Below are 19069 nucleotides of genomic sequence, written 5' to 3' on the forward strand. Positions count from 1 at the left end.
GATTCCCTCACTTCAGGATTCGACGAACAATGTCGGCCAACAACTGCGAGATCCGGGGGCCGGCCTGCTGCCCAGCCTCTAACACCTCGGCGTGGTTGAGCGGTTGTTCAGAAACACCGGCACCAAAGTTCGTCACCAGGGAAATCCCCAGGATTTCCATGCCGGCTTCACGCGCGGCAATGGCTTCCAGGGCAGTGGACATTCCCACCAGGTCAGCGCCCATGGTGCGAGCCATGCGAACCTCGGCGGGGGTTTCGTAGTGCGGGCCACGGAACTGCGCGTACACGCCTTCGTTAAGCGTGGAGTCGATCTCCTTGGCAACTGCCCGCAAGCGTGACGAGTACAGGTCGGTGAGGTCCACGAACGTGGCACCTTCCAGCGGGCTGGCGGCGGTGAGGTTGAGGTGGTCGGAAATGAGAACGGGAGTTCCCGGCGCGAAGTCCGTGTGCGTGGATCCGCACCCGTTGGTCAAAATGATGGTTTTGGCTCCCGCGGCCGCAGCTGTGCGGACACCGTGAGCAACCGCGCGCACACCCTTACCTTCGTAGAAGTGGGTGCGGGCTCCAAGGACCAGTGCGTGTTTGTGGCCTGCCTGCGTGTCCACCTTGATGGTGGTGAGGGTTCCTGGGTGGCCGGACACCTGCGAGGTGTGGAAGCCGGGCACCTGATCTGCTGGCGTGGAGGCTACGGGGTCGCCCAGCAACTGTGCTGCTGACCCCCATCCCGAGCCCAGCACCAGGGCGATATCGTGGCTGTCGATTCCGGCTGCGTCGTTGAGAACCTGGGCAGCCTGCTGTGCGCTTTCAAGCGGTGAGTCGTTCGTGCTCATATCAGTGACACTAGACGAAAACGGGTGTTGTTTTCATGTGATCTTGGCAAAAACCTGCCACGTTAGGATTTAGGCATGGTTACAATCCGCCCTTTTGCTCCAGGTGATGATCTGGCGCTCAACAACATTTTGAGCGACCCCAATAACCCCGCGCACCACATGTTGCGTTCGCTTGTGCGCGAAGATTCGGATTCGGCGCCGGTGACGCGCACGGTTGTCGCCGAGGTGGCTGCCGGCGTGCTCGTGGGTGTCGCGGTGTGCGCGCAGTCGCCGGCGCACCCGCAGCGGGCGTGGTTTCACATTGAGGTGGCCCACGAATTAGATAGTGAAGAGGCCGCCGAGGTGTCCGCCCAGCTGCGTGAAAAGCTCAGTCACGCTGTTAGCGGGACCGTTCTTGAGGGGCTTCCTTTGCGGACCAGAGTGGGCGTGGGTACGTCTGGTGCGGGTGACGCGGGCAGTGCGGACGGCGACACGGAGCTGTTCCGAACCCGGATCGTGCGCGTTGAGACGCTGGCATTAGGTGGTTTGGGTGCCGACCGTTTAGACGACTTTGTTGTCACAGCTACCGGTTCGGTGGAACTCACGCGAGCCTTTTCGGAGTGGTACACCGGAGTCAACCGGGCCGACCCCGCCGCGTCCATGACCGTGGGCGAGTTCAACCGACGGTTCCTGTCAGAGGCGACCGGCGCACACGGAGCAGCCATGTTCAAACGCGACGGGCAGGTGAGCGCATTCGCCGTGTCGTACCCGCCAGAACAGAGTGCCGAAGGTGACGCAACTCAAGACACGTCCGAGGCCACTGAGCTCACTGTGGGTGTCATGGCAGATGCCGTTGAACCATGCCCTGAACGCGATTCGGCAGAGTACCAAGCCGCACTCGGCGATGTGGGAGCCCTCATTGCCCGCCTGTCCACGGACACCGATGTTGTGGTGGAAGTGACCAGCGAAATGCCGGTGCTCACCGAACTCATCGACGGCCTGGTGCAGGCGGGCAAAGCACACGTGCTCTACGAATACGCCACGCTGGGAAGCGCTCCGCTCAACTCTTAGTCGCGCTTCTTCTGCACCCGCTGGCGCGCAAAGTCCACATACCAGTCCACGGTGGCAACGTCCTCGGCGGCGGTGCGGTTGATGGTGCTGGGGTCTGCTCCCTGGAAGATCTTCTTAATGGGAACCTCCATGAGCTTTCCGGTGCGCGTGCGCGGAACCGCGGGAGCTTCAATGAGCTCATCGGGCACATAGCGGGGCGAGATCTTAGTGCGGATCGCTTCAACAATTGCGCCCTTGAGGTCCTCATCGAGCGTGTACCCGCGAGCCGGAACCACGAAAAGTGGCATGTAGTAGTCGCCGTCTCCCACCTCGGCGCCAATCACCATAGAGGTGGCAACCCCGGGCACCTGGTCAACAACGTCACAAATATCAGCCGAACCCATACGGATACCGCCACGGTTGATGGTGGAGTCGGAACGGCCGTGAATGATCCACGGGCCTTCCGGCAACTGGGTGGCCCAGTCGCCGTGGCGCCACACGCCGGGGAAGTCCGCGAAATAGGCGTCGTGGTACTTGGTGCCGTCCGGGTCGTTCCAGAACATAACCGGCATGTTGGGCAGAGGCTGCGTGAACACGAGCTCACCCACCTCGCCAATCACGGATTCGCCCTGGGCGTTAAATGCGTGCGCATCAACGCCCAGCACTTTGCCCTGGAGTTCGTTGACGTACACAGGGTCGAACGGGTTGGCGCCCAGGATTCCCGAACAAATGTCGGTTCCACCCGAGCTGGAACCCAGCTGGAAATCGTGTTTGACCTGCTCATATGCCCACCGCCACGTGGAACCGGGAAGCGTGGACCCGGTGGACATGATGTGTTCCAGGTGAGGGAGCCTATAGCTTTCCGACGGGTTGATGCCGGCTTTTTCGATGAGGCTGAGTAGCGCAGCACCGGTTCCGATCTGGGTGACGTTTTCGCTTTCCGCAATGTCGAACAGGCGAGCGGGTGAGGGGTAGGCCGGAGAACCGTCGTAGGTGATGGTGGTGGAGCCCAAGGCCAGCACGTTCACCATGAGGTTCCACACCATCCACGTGGTGGCCACTGCGAAGTACAAGCGGGTGTTTTCGTCCGACCCGTTGTGCAGGCCAACCATCTTGTACACGTCCAGAACGATTCCGCCGTGCCCGTGCACAATTCCTTTGGGCTTGCCCGTTGTGCCCGAGGAGTACAGGATCCACAGCGGGTGGGAAAACTCGACTGGTTCAAATACCGGGTCTTGCGGGGTGGCGGTGAGTTCGGAAAAGCGGTGATGAGTGACCGAGGTGGTAGTGCCCGTGCTTTCCTGGCCGTGGAGGTCTGTGTACGTGTCTGGGTGGGAGTCGCGGTGACGGTCGATGAGGATGTGGTGCTCCACCGAGGGGAGCACGCTGAGTGTGGACTCGATCTGGGGGAGCATGTTCCGGTATGTGCCGTTGAAGTCGAACCCGTCAACCGTGAGAAGGACTTTGGGTTCAATTTGGGCAAAGCGGTCAGCGATCCCGCTTTCGCCAAAGTCGGTGTTAACAACCGACCACACGGCACCCACGGTGGCCGAGGCGAGCAGTGCGATAATCGTTTCGGCAGTGTTGGGGAGCACGGCGGCCACGCGGTCACCGGGGCGAACGCCCATGTCACGCAGTGCCGCGGCCAGTGCGCCAACCTTTCCGTTGAGTTCTTTCCACGTGTAGCTTTCGCGTGGGTCGGATTCGTGGAGGGCAACCACGGCTTCGCGGTCTGGCATGGTGTGGACGTGACGTAGCAGGTTTTGAGCATAGTTGACGCTGGCGCCGGGGAACCATGTGGTTTCTTCGATTGAATCACCCGTGCGCACGGGCCCGTCGCCACGGGTACCGACGACGTCGAAGTACTCCCAGATGCTTTCCCAAAAGTCGTCGAGGTTGTCGACTGACCACTGGTGTAGTTCGGCGAACCCGGTGGTGTGAACTCCCTTTTTGTCGGCCAGCCACTGCTGATACGCGTACATGGGGGATTGGCGGATACATTCTTCACTGGGCTGCCACAGCATTTCACGAGTGGTCATCTGATCCTCCGTTGGATTCGTAACGTGCGTCACGCTACATCATGCCCGATCAATCGTTCGGTTTTCTACTGGTGTGCGCAAAGTGAGCGAAACTACGCGTTATAACGCGTAGTTTCGCTCACTTTGCGCCTTCTGGTGGCGACACGTGGACGGGCACGCGCACATTCGCGTGTACGAACCACGCGCATGATTCGTGCGGTGGAATGAACGGAAGGTCGCGAGCTACGTGCCCCAGCTCCTGCGGTGAACGCGCTCCAACAATCAGCATGGGACCTCGGGCGCGAGCCTGCGCAAGTGGCGAGCCAAACCCAGGCATGTGGTCAAGAGGTGCAGCAACCACCGTGAGCGCTCCAAACTCCCAGGACTCCTCATGCGCTCGCGGAACCACGACCGTGCCACGAGGCAGGCTCGGAGCCAACCCAGCAAGAAGCGGCGCGGTTGCGTGTTCTGGGCCTAACACGTTGAGGACGGGCCCCGTCGCCGGATCCCAGTACACAGCATTGCCCAGAGGGCTCGTCCCCACCAGGATTCCGGTACCCACATCGGGAACTGGCTGGTGGGTAAACGGCACTCGGGTGGACACCTGTGCGTCGACCCCGTCGGAGGCTGCGATCGACGGGGAGGAGAGGAGACCTCGGCCGGAGTCCTTCATACCCGCAAACCGGGCGGGCTTCACTCCATAGAAAACAGCGTCTTCAGCCACGGCGGGAGGGAACGTCACACGGGTCGAAGCCCGCGTCGCCACTGCTGAAGCCACCCCACGCCGGCCTGTCACCAGGGCAAACGGCCGGTGTGCCAGCACTAAATCCAGCCTGGCGCGGTGCGTGGGGGAGAACAGGTCGTCGGCGTCATCCACCGCAACAAAAACAGGGTGCGAACTGGGAAGTGACTCCAGCAGGCTCAGTGCGGCTTCGTACATCCACTCCGTGTTCGCGTACACATGGGCGGCGGGCATGGACGTTCCCGCCCGCCCGAACCCCACCACCACGTGCGTGTCACTCGCGTGGCCGGCCAGTACGTGGAGAGCGTGGGTTTTTCCGCACCTCGGGCCTCCGCTGATGAGCACCGCCCCGTCCCGGTCTGGTTGGTAGGACCACGTGGTGAGTCCCGCCGAGGTGTCAAAAACTGCGCTGGCTGTTCCGTCGAAGGTGCGTGGCAGCGGGGGAGGGACGATGGTGTGCGGTTGGGGGAGTGCGTCGTCGGACGAGTCCGCGCTTGGCGCCTGATGCGAGCCGGTTTCGTATCCCTCAAGTGGCACTTCCGTGTGTGGCGCGTCCTCAGCTCCGGCTAGGCGCCAACGCATGACCGCCGGTTCCGGCGCGCCCGTGTGCGCCGACCGGAACAGGGTGAGACCGTGCGGGGTCGAGATGAGTCCCACGCCGGGTGCGCTCGCGTCAAGGAGGGCAGCCTCAGGGGAGTCAATGACGTCGTTTGAGTCCTGCGTGTCCCTCACACGTAGGCACACGCGCACTGAAATGTTCGACTTCATCCGCGCTGTCACCACGCCGGATGGCCGTTGGGTGGCCAGCACCGCGTGGATTCCTAAGGAGCGGCCTAAAGCGGTGAGCTGTTCCAGGATCTCCACGCTTTCCGGAATCTGGTGGACCAGGGCTTGAAACTCGTCGATGACCGTGACGATCCGGGGGATCGGTGGGTTGTGCGCGTTGTACGCGGTAAGGTCGCTCACACCTGCGCGTGCGAACAGTTCTTCGCGTCGCGTTACCTCAGCCAGAACGTACCTCAGTGCCCTGAGCCCCAGGAATGTGTCCAGGTTTGAGACAACCGTGTCGGTGTGAGGCAGGTCTTTCAAAGGTGCAAATGCGGCCCCACCCTTGAAGTCAACCAAAACGAACCGGACCTCCTGCGGAGTGAACACGGCGGCTAGTGATTGAATCCATGCGCTTAAGAACACCGACTTCCCACTGCCCGTTGTCCCCGCGACCAACGCGTGTGGCCCGTGGGCAAACAGGTCAAGAAACACCGCACCGTTTGCACTCACCCCTACCGGGACGGCGCCACGCGAATCGGCGGACACGGAGTTGGTCAGTTCTGTGACACTCATGGACTCCAACGCGACGGGCCCAGCTCCCGAAACCTCACCCAACACCCGCGCAAACCTGTGGGCGGGCATACACCTGGGCGCGAGCGAACCTGGCACCGGGCCGGCCCCTACCGGAGGTGGGCAATGGATACTCGCCGTCACCGAATCCGGGCAGTCCACAATCCACGTGTCGGCCACCTCGGCGGGGGTGAACCGGATGGTGTCACCCCAGGTGACGGTAATGACCGGCCCCGAGGTGGGCGTCCCCACCCGTAGGAACTCCGGCTCATCTGGGTGTGGGTCAAAAACCACAGTCGCGCCGTACGCACGGAGCATGACGATGATTCCGCGGGCCACATCGGGAGCTGACTCACCGCACACCACCAGTTCAGTACGTTCCAGGTCCACCGTGACAATCTGGTTGTTGGACACCAGGTGAGTGTGACCGTCGCGGGTGATCCCAAGGACGGTGACGCGGGCGGCCACGCGGTCAAACGGCGGTTCGTAGTCCGGTGGCGCCTTCACCGTGGCTCCCACGCAACACGTCCCAACACCCACAGGGACTCTGGACAGCGAGAACGGACGCTGGTTCTCAGCGCGCGCGGCCCGGGCACGGTTGGTGCGGATATCGGATTCGAACTGCTCGATCGCCCGCGAAAACTCGTGTAGCGCCTGGGCGAGGTCGCGGGCATACCGGCGCCGACTGCTCCACCACGTCACCCCGGCACTCACGGGACCGGCAACGCTGAACAGCAAGAACCACCACATGTGGGTGACGAGCATGAGCACAACGCCCAGGACAATCGGGATCGCGTAGTGCGCCATGTGTGGCGCGCGCGGGGCGGTGACCCGTGGGGCGGCCGGCCAGGTGAGTGGTTCCGGCGGGGTGGTGCGGTCGCGTGGGTCGTACGTCCCCAGGTGGGTGGCGCCGTGCGTGGTGAGTGCGGCGGGTGATGCGGGTGCGACGGGAGCTGGGGCGCGGCTCATATGCGGATCGAACAGTTGCAGGGTTGCCTCAGACGATCTACCCACGGTGAAGTCGGGGTGTGCCCACGGGACGCAAAACCCGGAATCCGGGCCGGCGAGGACAGAGACCGACTTTTGTTCGACCTCGGGCACGGCGTGGCATAAAGGGCCGATTGGTTTTTCAACCACCGTGACCGGGCTGCGGGTACACCATTCGAACCACTGCTCGTCTGGAGCGGGCGTGGCGCGGGCGAAATTGCGCACGGTGAAGGCGGTGGGCGTCTCGATGCCACGATCGGTCATGAGCGCAGTCAACACGTCAGTAGCCGTGGCATACCCCGGTGCTTCGACGTGCAGGGACGACATGGAGTCACCCTCCGCAACATGAACGATCGTGCTGTACATGTTCGCCATAATGTACGTTCACGGGCCACGGTTCCAGACCCTGGTTGCGGGGTGTGGATAACTCGGTTTCGTCCACACCGTGAGTGGCAGGTAGTCGCAGGACCTGTGGGCATAAGTGCGCGGTGGTGGTGAGGTCCTTGCGGAGGGGCTCAGACGCCGAGGTGGGAGACGGCTACCGGAGGGCGCCCCGGGCTTTTGTCGTTGAGGTCAGCTCGATGCCTTTTGGGACAAAAGGCGAGATGAGGATGGGTTTGTAGCGGGCATGCGCAGTGACGTGAACGTTGCGCGAATCTGCAATATGTGCGCTTACTCGAATGCGTGCGAGGTTCGACGGGGGACTGATACGAGCCACATGCTGGTTCGCTTTCTTCTCGATCCCGTGGGCATCGAAAACGAACGTGGGTTTGCCTCCGGGCACTGGCTGGTAGCTTTCCACAGCCGCAAGGGCAGCTGAATCGGCGATCGCGTACAGCTTGCGGTGTGCCATGTAGTAGTCGGTGATGATGGTAATGACGGTGACCAAGGCAAGGACGATGACACAGAACCCAACGGCAAGGGGTGTGATCGAACCAGACTCACGGTGCGCCGACGATGCTATGCGTGATCTCATGGTGACCTTCTGTGGGTGCGACGATGTCGGTGTGTGACGCGGTAACCGTGATGCGCCCGGCTGTTTCACTGTTGAAGACGGACGGAATCCCGGGAAGAGCCACCCGAGTTTCCACATGAGCGGTGACCGTTGAACCTGGGGTGTTGCACTTCTCTGAACAGGAAAACTTCACGTTGTGTGGAGTCCCGTTGAGCCCGAAATCATCCAGGTGCAGGGACGCGGTGGCGTTGGCGCGCGTATGTGCAGTGTCGGGGTGCCTGGAAGCGTAACGGGCCGCATCGATCGCGATGGCTTGCGTGGCGTATGTGCCTGCCTGGAGAACGCTGATTGCCATGACGATATATACGACAGGCACCAAGAGCACTACCGAAGCGAAAATGAACTCAATAGCTGCGGTGCCAGAGTCGGCCCTGCTGACGCACAGGACCTTGCACCGTTTCGTCATGCCAATCATGCGCACTGTTCCTTGCTGCTTAGGGTTCATACACAGGTTCAACGAACGCGCGTCCCTGTCTGGTCATGAGGCCGGTGGGTCCCCACATTCCAATCACGGGCACGGCAGTTGTCACCTCGACGACGGCTACGTCATCGCCATGAAAACTGTCGTAGCCCACGTTGATTGGGCCCGCGTAGCGTTCGCCTAGGGAACTCACAATCAGAGTTCGGGTCACGTCGCGTGCATCGTCAGCGTTGCCGTCACCCATCGCAAGTACGCGGGCGCCAGCCACGGCAGCATCCGTGACAGTGTTGCGCACGTGAATAGTCAGGCACACTTGCAAGACACCTGCGAACACTAACGACAGAAGGGCCGCGACAAGCACAAACTCGGCTACAGCCGAACCACGATCCGACTTCAGACACATGAGGGAACTACCCTGCGTTGCGCACCTTGTTCATCGAATCATTGAAGAAATTCGTAAACGCTTCGCCGGCCAGCGCCCACAGGGCGACCACTAATGCCGCTGTCATGACCGTAATTAACACCCAACCGGGCACATCGCCGCGGTCTGAGCGTCGGTAACGGGCACCTCGGGGGCGGGGACGGGGAGTAAACGCGAGTAGAAGGGTGGACATAAACGTGTAGAACCGAACAAACACAGCTCCTCCTTGAGCTAAAGACCTACATTGAGAACGGCCAACGATGGATACACAGCGAACAGGACAGTAATAGGAAGGACAAAAAGCACCACAGGGACAAGCATCCCTACTTCTTTCTTGCCCGAAAGCTCCATGAGTTTGCGACGACCCTCCTCTCGAACATCGGCAGCTTGAGCGCGTAACACTTCAGACAGGGGCGTGCCACGCGACAATGCGATGGCCAGCCCGTCGACGAACTGGATGAGGCTTTGGATATTGGTGCGACGTGCCATCGCATCGAGCGCTTCGACCAAGGATGTGCCAGTGCGGGCCTGAGCTAAAGCGATTCGCAGTTCGTCGCTGAGCTCACCCGTAGCGGTTTGGCACACGCGGTTTAGCGCGTCGACCGTTCCCTCACCGGCGGTAATGGACAGTGCGAGCAGCTCAGCAACGGTGGGGAACTCCGCTAGGATGCGTTCTTCACGTTTCTTGACGGCCTGAGTGAGGAGCCAGTCGTTAAGAAAATGGCCACACACTCCGCTGAGAACGATCAGAACAACACACACCAGCGGGTTGAACCCGCGAGCCAAACTGATCACCGTGCTCATGAGTGCGCCTGCCACTAAACCGGCGATGATGAGCAAAACCTGGCGGGCTCGGAAACTGTCGATCGTGTGAGAAGGCCCCAGCTTTGACAGGCGAAGCGTGACGGACGCGTCGGTGGTCATGCGGGAATTCAGCCAGTGGAGAGCCCGAGTGAAGTAATGGCGGGCCAAACCACCAAACCCAGTCTCGGTAGGGGCGGTGAGGTGGTACTTTTCCTCCGCCGCTTGCGTCGTGCGCAGGTAGGGGCCAATGCGGTCCTCTAAGCGTGGGCGACGCATCACGGGTAAGGACAGTACAAAGAACGTCAGGGACAGCCCAACCGACAGGCCGAGTGCGCCAATGACAAGCGGGTGATCGAGCGTCATCATCGCAAAACCCGTGCTTCTTCAGGCAACCGGCCGATCCGCTTCATGACGCTGTAGGCACACAGCGAAATGACCAAACCCACCACCAGCAGAATGGTGCCCTGGGCGGTGTTGTACGCGTCGGCGGTTTCCGGGCGGGTGGCAAGAAGTCCCAGCACCACCCACGGTGCGGCCACACCCAGTTTGGCTCCCGTTACGGTCCACGACTGGCGTGCGGTCAGTTCAGCCCGCGTGCGGGCATCCTCTCGCAGGAACTGGCTGAGCGTTTTGAGCATGGCACCCAAGTCCGTGCCACCCACTTCGCGGGTGATATGTAACGCCGCCACCATACGGTCAGCAACGGGATCAGCAGCCGATTCCTTAAACCGGTTGAGGGCCACACTAAACGAACCCGTGGCGCGGTACTCACGGGCGAAGACCTCGAACAGTGGGCGCAGCGCAACCGGACCGCGGGCACTCAAGCCGCATACCGCCTCGGGCAGGGAAAGCCCCGCGCGCACCCCGGAACTTAAGTGGTCGATTGCTTCCGGCCACAAAGTGCGGCGGGACACCGACGTTTTACGCGCCCGGAACTTCACGATCTGATACGGCGCGACCGTTGCGAAAAAACCAAAACACACGGCAATGGGCAACGCGGGCGAAAACACATACGTCACCATGGCAACCACCAACCCGCACCCCACGCACACCGTGAACAGTTGGGCGGGACTTACCCGGTGGAGGCCAGCTGCGCGGAGTTGGTCGCGCGTGCGCAGGATAAATGCCGGCGGCGTTTTCTTTTGGGCTGGTGTCTCCCACATGGACCACCACAGGCAGAACAAGCCGGCCCCAAGCGTGAGGCCACACAGTGCGCCGGTCAGCGACGTGGTCATGCTGCCTCCAGAATGTGGTGGATGTCTTTACCTACCCGGGCAAAGCGTTCGCCGAGGTGGGTAAAGCCAGTCCCGCGAACTAACGTCCCGCGCTCAGTAGTGTGGAAAACGGTTTCGAGTTCGACAGTGTTGTTTTCGATTCCGCCGGGGATGGCGGCGATCTCGTCGACCCGGCGGGTGCCTGACGGGTCGAGTTTGACGTGAACAATCAGATCGATACACGTAGCGACTGTTGGGGTCACGAACGCTGAACCAATGTTGGGGCCTGCGAGAAGCGGGAGGGTGCACATCTTGGTGACCGCGGCGCGCGCCGAGTTTGCGTGCAAGGTGCCCAGGGCGGGGAGTCCGCTGTTGGCGGCGACAAGGAGGTCGAAACTTTCGGCTTCGCGAACCTCGCCCACAATGATCCGAGAAGGGCGCATACGGAGCGCTTCCTTCACCAGTTTGCGCAAGGTCACCTCGCCGGCACCCTCAAGCGAGGGCTGGCGGCACTGAAGCGCAACCCAGTCGCGGGTGGGCAGGGATAGCTCGAACACTTCTTCGCACGTGATGACGCGCTCGCGGGCAGGAATCGAACCAGCTAGAGCGTTGAGCATGGTGGTCTTTCCCGCTTGGGTCGCTCCAGAGACGATGATGTTGGCGCCGGCGATCACGGCCGCGTCGAGGAACTCGGCAGCGGCTGGGGTGACGGTACCGTTTTCTACCAGGTCTCTGAGAGACCGTGTGCGAGAAATGAACTTGCGGATGTTGACGCTGGGGTACTTGCGCGTGATGTCGGGGAGGACCACGTGGAGGCGTGAACCGTCGGGCAGGCTGGCATCCACAAATGGGCTGGACAGGTCCACCCGCCTGCCGGTTGTGCGAAGCATCCGTTCGATCAAGTCGTAAATGTCTGTTTCGGTGAGGATGGTGGTGGTGAGTTCGGAAACGCCTCGCCGACTGATGAAAACGGCTTGTGGTCCGTTGATCCAGATCTCTTCAATGTCTGGGTCGTCGAGGTACTTCTGCAAGGTACCGAACCCGGCGACGTCGTCGAGAATGCTTTTAAACGCTTCGTCTGGATCCGACAGCACGGGAAGGTTCCCCTTCAGTGTGCGTTCGTCGTAGTCAGCGATAACAGCTTTGATGACGTCGCGTGAAGCGGCGGTATCTATTCGGGGATCTATTCCAGTTGCGCGAATTCGGTCACGCACTTCCGAAGTGATGATGTCGACAGCGTCCATGATGTCTCCAACCGGATGTACGGGTGCTCAACAATCTATCCCGCTGAGCGACGAATGGGAATAGCCTCAACAAAATCTGTGGATAACTTTTTGTGGGGCTGTGTCATGAAGTCGTAGCGCGAAGTGGGCGCTGGGCTGTATTCGCGGCACGGCTGGGCGAGTGGAATCGCGTGGGGTGGGGTGAAGTAGAGTAGAAGCACTATGGCCATTGACTTTCCTAGCGAGATCGCTTCACTGCAGCAAACGTTTGCCTCGATTCGTGAAGTGTCTGACGTTGAACAGCTGAAGTCTGAAGTTGCGGAGCTCACCGAGGCTGCTGCCGCTCCAGACCTGTGGGACGACCCCGATGTTGCGCAAGCCATCACTTCCAAGCTCAGCCACAAGCAGGGCACGTTGGAGAAGCTCCAGAAGTTCGACCAGCGCATTGAAGACGTTGAGCTTTTGGTGTCGATGGGTGAGGACGAAGGCGACGAAGACGCTTTGAAAGAGGCGGCCTCGGAAGTCCAGAAGCTCAAATCTGAGCTGGCCGCGCTAGAGATCTCGACACTTCTGTCTGGCGAATTTGATGAGCGTTCGGCCGTGATTACGGTCCGTTCGGGCGCCGGTGGTGACGACGCGACTGACTGGGCGCAGATGCTCATTCGCATGTACATCCGCTGGGCTGAAAACCGTGGCTACAAGGTTGAAGAGTTGGACACGTCGTATGCGGAAGGCGCGGGCGTGAAGTCGGCGACCATCCAGGTGAACGCGCCGTATGCGTATGGAACGCTGTCGGTTGAAGCGGGTACGCACCGGCTCGTGCGCATTTCGCCCTTCGATAACCAGGGGCGTCGTCAGACGTCCTTTGCCGCTGTGGAAGTGGTCCCTCTGATCGAGCAGACCGACCACATTGATATCGACGAAAACGACCTCCGCATTGACGTGTTCCGGTCCTCGGGGCCTGGTGGTCAATCGGTGAATACGACGGACTCGGCAGTGCGTATTACGCACGTGCCCACGGGTGTTGTCGTGTCGATGCAGAACGAGAAGTCCCAGATCCAGAACCGCGCCGCCGCGATGCGCGTTTTGCAGTCGCGCCTGTTGCAGCTGAAGCGGGAAGAGGAAGAAGCGCAGAAGAAGGACCTGGCTGGTGACATTAAGGCCAGCTGGGGTGACCAGATGCGTTCGTACGTCACGCACCCGTATCAGATGGTGAAGGACTTGCGTACGGGTTATGAAGTGAATAATCCGCAGGCGGTGTTTGACGGGGATATTGACGGCTTCTTAGAGGCTGGTATCCGCTGGCGTAAGGAAGAAGAGAAGGCGGCCGAGGCGGCAGCCAACCAGCCGTGAGTCTCACCTGGCGCGGGCGCTGGTAAGATATTCATCTTGTGCCTGCAAGGAATGTGAGAGGAGGGCTGGCACGTGGCAAAAGAAACCGGTAAGAAGACGATTGCGAAGAACCGCAAGGCACGTCACGACTACCACATTGAAGACACGTATGAGGCTGGTCTTGTTCTCACGGGTACTGAGGTGAAGTCGTTGCGTGAGGGGCGAGCTTCGCTCACGGACGGGTTCGCCCTGATTTTCCAGGGTGAAGCGTGGTTGGAAAACGTTTACATTCCTGAGTATTTGCAGGGCTCGTGGACGAATCACTCTGCACGCAGGAAGCGGAAGTTACTTCTGCACAAGGCCGAGATTCTGAAGATTTCACACAAGCTGAAGGAATCAGGGAGGACTCTGGTTCCGTTGGAGCTGTACTTTGATGGCTCGCGTGTGAAGGTGGAGATCGCTGTGGCCCGAGGTAAGAAGGATTGGGACAAGCGACAGACTCTGCGAGAGAAGCAGGATCAGCGCGAGGCGCAGCGTGCGATGTCCCTCCGACGGAATATGTAACCGTGGCCAAAACGTCCTGTGGATAAAGGTCGTTTCTGTGATTATTCACACGTGTGGAAAAGCTGGGGATATCCCGGAATGACGCACCCTTTCACAATGTGGAATGTATGAGCTCCTGATTTATCCATAGGCTCTCACCTGCGAAAATGCTAGTCTTGTGACAAAGTGTGGAAACTTTATCCACAGTGTGGATGAAGCTGTGGAATATTGCGTGTGCTGCCGGTGTTGTGTATAGCGCTACTGGAAAAATTCAATATGCGTCGAGGGAGCCTTGTGGGTTCCCAGGGCTGTGTTTTCTTGGTGGTTTTGTTAAGATAGAAAGTCCCGCTATGCGCGGGGTGTTTGGCAATTGCATATGGGGATGATCGGTTTCGACGTTGGACATTGCGTCGGGAGAAGCGGGCCGAGAATGCAGACTCAACTCGTGATGCTGTCTGTAAAAAAATAGGTGCTAAATCTAACAACCGCACCGAGTTTGCCCTCGCCGCCTAATTTAGGCCTTAATCCGCGAGCTGCGACTCCGTCAGCCTAGAGGTGCTTTCCCTCTAGATCCTGGCGTCGTTTAGAAAGCCACTGCTGCTCACACATGTTGGGGGTGTGAGTGGGACTCTTACTCAACTCCGTTCGTTGGGATAGTGTGTTCGTGCGCTACCCAGGACCTAAGACACATTTACACGTACTGCGCCCGGAGAAGAATCGACAATTTGCCGACGGACGCGGGTTCAATTCCCGCCATCTCCACCAATGTGAAGTCTCGGGACATCGTTCACTCGATGCCCCGAGGCTTTTTGTGTTTTGGGGTCTTGATGTGTCGGGTCATCGTCCCTTTGTGTGGGTGGGTGTGCAACCCAGTTACCCACCACAGGTGAGTTGCTTTGGAGTGCTCCCCGTTGGTGTTGTTTTCCACTCGTTCCCCTGGATTCTAGGGACTGCTGTGGGTCTACATGGCCCGTGTGTGTTCTTGCTGGTGTGCGTAGTGGGGGGTGCCTCGCATGGTCGTTTCGGCAACTGTGCGGGGCGTTTTCACATTTTTGGGGCATCATAAGAGTGTGAGAGAACCTGCTAGGGGGCGCGAACAGAAGCCCCGTGGAGATTTAGAGACAATCACCATCTTCGGTGCATTGGCAGACGAGTATCTTGAGTTGATTAGTGCCGTCGGGCCAGTGCATGAGTCACCAACCAATGACGAAGAAGCGTCTAACACTCGCATAGCGTTGTCACTACGACTCATGCTAGAGCGCAAGTTCGTGAGTCCGGGAGACGCAGGAACTTATATTCCGTTCGTACTCGATGCTCTCTGCGTGGAACTTCCGGACGGCAGTACCAACGATACTGTAATCGGATTCAGGCAGGAGTACGACGAAATTCTGTCGGGCGAATCAACTGCGGTATCCGCGAATTTCAACAACGTGGAGTTAGATTTCGCAAGTATTCGCAAAGTTTTTGCTTACGGTGGTTTGATGCATTCGGACCGCGATAAGTGGATCAGTTCGACAGTGCTGAGAGAAAACGCTATGCATTTGATGGTACGTCAGTCGGTTTTGCTCGCGGCGTTCATAGCGCGAGTTCGTCTATTCATCAATGAGTCAGTGGAAACTGGTGCACTTCCAGGTGAGTGTGATTCAATCCATGAAACGTGGCTACAAGTTCATGACGATCCTGAAGCGTTTGACCTAGGGGAACGAAAGAGCGTGGAAGATATACCCGCGTTGAACGATGATGGTTCTGAACCACTTCCGGGTGGTCAGCGTCGGCGAACAGTATCTTTCGTGACCCCTGAACTTGGCCGCACCAAGGAATGGCAACAGCAGTTCGGGGACACTTCTCCCGAGACGTGAACAGTCTCGTGCCACCGTCTTTGACGCATGCCCGTGTGCGGCTCCAATCACTGAGAGTTCAAACGCGTCGCTTGTCGCACACGATAACTGCATACATAAGAGTTAGCGCAATAGTGGGTGGTTTGGTGCGAGTTCACCTAAAGCGCGCTCAAGTTCCCTGATTCTCGCTTCATAGGACATGCGCCCCATCATCTCGCCCACATTCTGCGCTGCCGTCGTCAGTTCCAAATGGTCCGGGTTCACGCAACCGTGATTTGCACAAGTGTGGTGAGAGTGCATGTTCTTGATTGGACGGCCCAGTTTGGCTTCTAGCATGAGCCTGTGCACGAGGTAAATTTTCGGGCCGCCTTCATGTACGGGTTTACTGAAGCCCACGCGGGGATACCCCGTCTGCTCGTATGGGCCTTGCCAGACCCAGCATCCAGCCTCGTCTACGTTCGTGCGTTCTCTCAACGCTTCAATGACTTCTGGATAATCAGAGTTATAAAGAGCGTGCCTCAGCCGGGTCCAGTTGGCTTTGGTCCGGGCTGGGCATGCGTTACTGCAATATTTCCTGGACTTTGATCGGGTTGTGAATTCCTTGCCGCAAGCCACGCAGGTTGCAGTGCGCGTAGTGGGCTTGCGGTTCTGTGCCGATACTCGATTGTTCTTCAGTTTGCGCTGGCGCACGCATTCATTTTTCCCGCACACGTATGAGCGGCGACCAGGTGGATCGAACAGTTCTCCGCAAATTTCGCATTCTCGTGGTTCTAAGTCCTCCACGCTGCGGTGTCGTTTCCACCTTGTGTAGTGCTTCTCGCACAGGCCTCGTGATACGGCTATGGACTCACATCTAGTCACCGAGCATGGAACCTCTGGTGCTGGTGGCCTGACATAATTCGGATCCCCGTATAAGCGATTTCGGTTGTAGTGTGGTCGACACATTCCTTTGGCATAGCTTGTTTTAGGGCACCCGCCCACACTGCACGGTGAGTTCTTGCTCATGCATGCATTTTAGGCTGGTCTAATATAAATGGATTGCCCCCCACATCGCCCATACCTGGGCTGTGTGTGGGGGGCGGCTTTTGGATACACTCGAGTTCGATTCTGGGGCTCGAGTGTATCCAAAAGCCGCCGAAATAGTGGCGCAGGTCACTAAATGAGGGTGTTTGATGGCTGTTTGGCTACACTCGACGAATTGGAGTGTAGCCAAATGCACTTCCAGGCCCGAGGTGGCCGCACCTACGCCTGTTACTTCGCCAGTTGAGGTGGCGGGCGCAATAGTGTGATCAAACTGTTCGTGAAAGCGAAGATGTGTTGCCTTCGCTGGGTGCGATTTCTACTAGTTGCCGGAATGGGTGACGGGACCAACCATGTTGCGGTTTGAAGACGCCAACCGAGATCGAGAAGCTCACTGACTGGCAAGAGGCGACAAGACTATCGACACTCGATTGAAGTGACGTGCCTCTAAGCCCCGCGTGCCCCCCAAAAAACGCCCCATCGCGCACCCACTCTCACCAGGCCTCATGTGACGAAAAGTGGCAAAGATAACAATTTGAACGCGCCTTTCGTGTCATTGTCTCAAAGTTGTGAGGTGACTCACAGGTGACGCTATAGTGAAGCATTACGTGATCCATAACACACTGGAGGAAGCATGCGGTCTGCATGGAAAAAGAAGGCGTTCGGCGCTGTCGCCGTTGTCGCCGCAATGGCTTTAGCCGTAACTGGATGCGCCAAGTCGCAACGTGGCGAAGGTGGCGGAGGAGACGTCGACGGGCACTTTATCTTCGCCGCGTCATCCGACCCCAAAACGCTTGACCCAGCGTTTGCAAGCGACGGTGAATCATTCCGTGTCAGCCGCCAGATCATGGAAGGGCTGGTGGGAACTAAGCCCGGAACAGCCGACCCAGCACCACTTTTGGCTGAATCGTGGGACACCAGCGAAGACGGCCTGACCTACACCTTCCACCTGAAGGAAGGCGTGAAGTTCCACGACGGGACCGACTTCAATGCTGAAGCAGTCTGTGCAAACTTCGAACGCTGGTACAACTTCACAGGTATCCAGCAATCTGAAGCTGTTGCGTACTACTACGGCAAGCTCTTCCGTGGCTTCAAAGACAAGCCAGAAGACGCCGTTTACAAGTCCTGCGAAGCCAGCGACGAAAAGACCGCAAAGGTCAACCTCGCACAGCCCTTCGCTGGATTCGTTGCTGCTCTGTCACTCCCAGCGTTCTCCATGCAGTCGCCCGAAGCCATGGAAAAGTACAACGCTGACAAGATCGGCGGAAGCGCTGAAGCTCCAGAAATGAGCGAGTACGCCCGCGAACACCCAACCGGAACCGGCCCATTCAAGTTCGAAGAATGGAACCCCGGCCAGGAAATCAAACTGAAGTTCAACGACGACTACTGGGGCGAAAAAGGCCAGATCAACCAGATCACCTTCCGTGTCATCGACGACCCTGTTGCTCGCAAGCAGTCCCTGGAAGCCGGCGAAATCGACGGCTACGACCTGGTTGCACCCGGTGACGTGAAGCCACTGTCTGACGCAGGCTTCAACGTGATGAACCGCGACCCGTTCACCATCCTCTACTTGGGCTTCAACCAGGAAGTGAAGGAACTTCAGGATGTCAAGGTTCGTCAGGCGATCAGCCACGCGATCGACAAGGACGCCCTCATTAAGCAGACCCTTCCTGAAGGAACCAAGCCTGCCGTCACCTTCATCCCTGACAGCGTGAACGGTTACACCGAAGACGTCGAGAAGTACGAATACGACCAGGAAAAGGCGAAGCAGCTTCTGAAAGAAGCCGGCTACGAAAACGGCTTCACCATCGACTTCAACTACCCAACCGGTGTTTCTCGCCCGTACATGCCTACCCCTGAACAGGTGTTCTCCAACATTTCCGGTCAGCTTGAACAGGTGGGCATCAAGACCAAGGCCGTTCCTGAAAAGTGGTCGCCTGACTACCTCGACCGCGTTCAGGGTGGCAAGGACCACGGAATCCACCTCCTGGGTTGGACCGGTGACTACAACGACACCGACAACTTCGTAGGCGTGTTCTTCGGGACCAAGAAGCCAGAGTTCGGTTTCGACAACCAAGAACTCTTCAAGGCGCTTTCGGAAGCCCGTCAGGAACCCAAGCTGGAGAAGCAGACCCCACTGTACGAAGACATCAACAAGAAGGTTGCTGAGTTCGCACCGGCCGTGCCTTTGGCACACCCTGCTCCATCGCTCGCGTTCTCAGAACGTGTAGAGGACTTCCCGGTCTCACCAGTCAACGACGAAGTCTTCAACGAGATCAAGCTGTCTAAGTAAGA

Annotated in this window: 16 protein-coding genes and 1 other RNA gene; 6 read left to right on the top strand and 11 right to left on the bottom strand. The window is 58.9% G+C overall.

From position 1 onward, the window contains the following. Positions 1–7 precede the first annotated feature (7 nt). Complete coding sequence (locus MHX53_RS02015) at positions 8–829, bottom strand: purine-nucleoside phosphorylase (RefSeq protein ID WP_239271081.1); 822 nt, start codon at positions 827–829, stop codon at positions 8–10. 75 nt (positions 830–904) lie between these two features. On the opposite strand from MHX53_RS02015, the gene MHX53_RS02020 reads away from it, so the two are divergent. After that, the gene (locus tag MHX53_RS02020) at positions 905–1879 is read left to right on the top strand and encodes a histone acetyltransferase (RefSeq protein WP_239271082.1); all 975 of its coding nucleotides are present in this window, start codon (positions 905–907) and stop codon (positions 1877–1879) included. On the opposite strand, the gene MHX53_RS02025 is transcribed toward MHX53_RS02020, so the two are convergent. The 9 genes from MHX53_RS02025 to MHX53_RS02065 form a co-directional block, all read right to left on the bottom strand. After that, positions 1876–3897 (bottom strand): acetoacetate--CoA ligase, encoded by a 2022-nt coding sequence (locus MHX53_RS02025; RefSeq protein ID WP_239271083.1) that lies wholly within the window; start codon positions 3895–3897, stop codon positions 1876–1878. The genes MHX53_RS02020 and MHX53_RS02025 overlap by 4 nt on opposite strands. 118 nt (positions 3898–4015) lie before the next feature. Continuing rightward, complete coding sequence (locus MHX53_RS02030) at positions 4016–7318, bottom strand: FtsK/SpoIIIE domain-containing protein (protein WP_239271084.1); 3303 nt, start codon at positions 7316–7318, stop codon at positions 4016–4018. 163 nt (positions 7319–7481) lie between these two features. Next, positions 7482–7919, bottom strand: coding sequence for a pilus assembly protein TadG-related protein (locus tag MHX53_RS02035; RefSeq protein ID WP_102239208.1), 438 nt, complete (start codon positions 7917–7919; stop codon positions 7482–7484). Then, complete coding sequence (locus tag MHX53_RS02040; protein ID WP_239271085.1) at positions 7885–8373, bottom strand: hypothetical protein; 489 nt, start codon at positions 8371–8373, stop codon at positions 7885–7887. The genes MHX53_RS02035 and MHX53_RS02040 overlap by 35 nt, the downstream gene beginning before the upstream one ends. Positions 8374–8392: 19 nt before the next feature. Continuing rightward, entirely contained in the window at positions 8393–8782 is a 390-nt protein-coding gene (locus MHX53_RS02045) for a TadE family protein (RefSeq protein ID WP_239271086.1), read from the bottom strand. Positions 8783–8789: 7 nt separating this feature from the next. Continuing rightward, on the bottom strand, positions 8790–9017 hold the full coding sequence (locus tag MHX53_RS02050) for a hypothetical protein (RefSeq protein ID WP_102239209.1): 228 nt from the start codon (positions 9015–9017) through the stop codon (positions 8790–8792). A 14-nt stretch (positions 9018–9031) separates the two neighbouring features. Then, positions 9032–9970, bottom strand: coding sequence for a type II secretion system F family protein (locus tag MHX53_RS02055; RefSeq protein ID WP_239271087.1), 939 nt, complete (start codon positions 9968–9970; stop codon positions 9032–9034). Further along, positions 9967–10839, bottom strand: coding sequence for a type II secretion system F family protein (locus MHX53_RS02060; RefSeq protein WP_239271088.1), 873 nt, complete (start codon positions 10837–10839; stop codon positions 9967–9969). The genes MHX53_RS02055 and MHX53_RS02060 overlap by 4 nt, the downstream gene beginning before the upstream one ends. Beyond that, a complete protein-coding gene (locus MHX53_RS02065; RefSeq protein WP_102239212.1) occupies positions 10836–12062 on the bottom strand; it encodes an ATPase, T2SS/T4P/T4SS family in 1227 nt (408 codons plus the stop codon). The genes MHX53_RS02060 and MHX53_RS02065 overlap by 4 nt, the downstream gene beginning before the upstream one ends. Before the next feature lie 201 nt (positions 12063–12263). Here MHX53_RS02065 and prfB point away from each other — a divergent pair, with 201 nt between their 5' ends. From prfB to MHX53_RS02085, 4 genes are all read left to right on the top strand, one after another. Beyond that, entirely contained in the window at positions 12264–13394 is a 1131-nt protein-coding gene (gene prfB, locus MHX53_RS02070; protein ID WP_239271089.1) for a peptide chain release factor 2, read from the top strand. Positions 13395–13466: 72 nt separating this feature from the next. Beyond that, entirely contained in the window at positions 13467–13937 is a 471-nt protein-coding gene (smpB, locus tag MHX53_RS02075) for an SsrA-binding protein SmpB (RefSeq protein WP_102239214.1), read from the top strand. Between the two features lie 357 nt (positions 13938–14294). Continuing rightward, positions 14295–14681, top strand: a transfer-messenger RNA (tmRNA) gene (gene ssrA, locus MHX53_RS02080). Positions 14682–14986: 305 nt separating this feature from the next. Continuing rightward, positions 14987–15775 carry a hypothetical protein gene (locus tag MHX53_RS02085; RefSeq protein WP_239271090.1) on the top strand — a complete coding sequence of 263 codons (789 nt, stop codon included), beginning with the start codon at positions 14987–14989 and terminating at the stop codon, positions 15773–15775. A gap of 102 nt (positions 15776–15877) precedes the next feature. On the opposite strand, the gene MHX53_RS02090 is transcribed toward MHX53_RS02085, so the two are convergent. Then, positions 15878–16444, bottom strand: coding sequence for an HNH endonuclease (locus tag MHX53_RS02090; RefSeq protein WP_239271091.1), 567 nt, complete (start codon positions 16442–16444; stop codon positions 15878–15880). 964 nt (positions 16445–17408) lie between these two features. Between MHX53_RS02090 and MHX53_RS02095 the strand changes: the two genes are divergently transcribed. Further along, a complete protein-coding gene (locus MHX53_RS02095) occupies positions 17409–19067 on the top strand; it encodes an ABC transporter substrate-binding protein (RefSeq protein WP_239271092.1) in 1659 nt (552 codons plus the stop codon). Positions 19068–19069: the final 2 nt, after the last annotated feature.

Origin of the sequence: Brevibacterium sp. ACRRH (genome assembly GCF_022346365.1) — a bacterium.
In the GTDB taxonomy this organism is placed as follows: domain Bacteria; phylum Actinomycetota; class Actinomycetes; order Actinomycetales; family Brevibacteriaceae; genus Brevibacterium; species Brevibacterium paucivorans.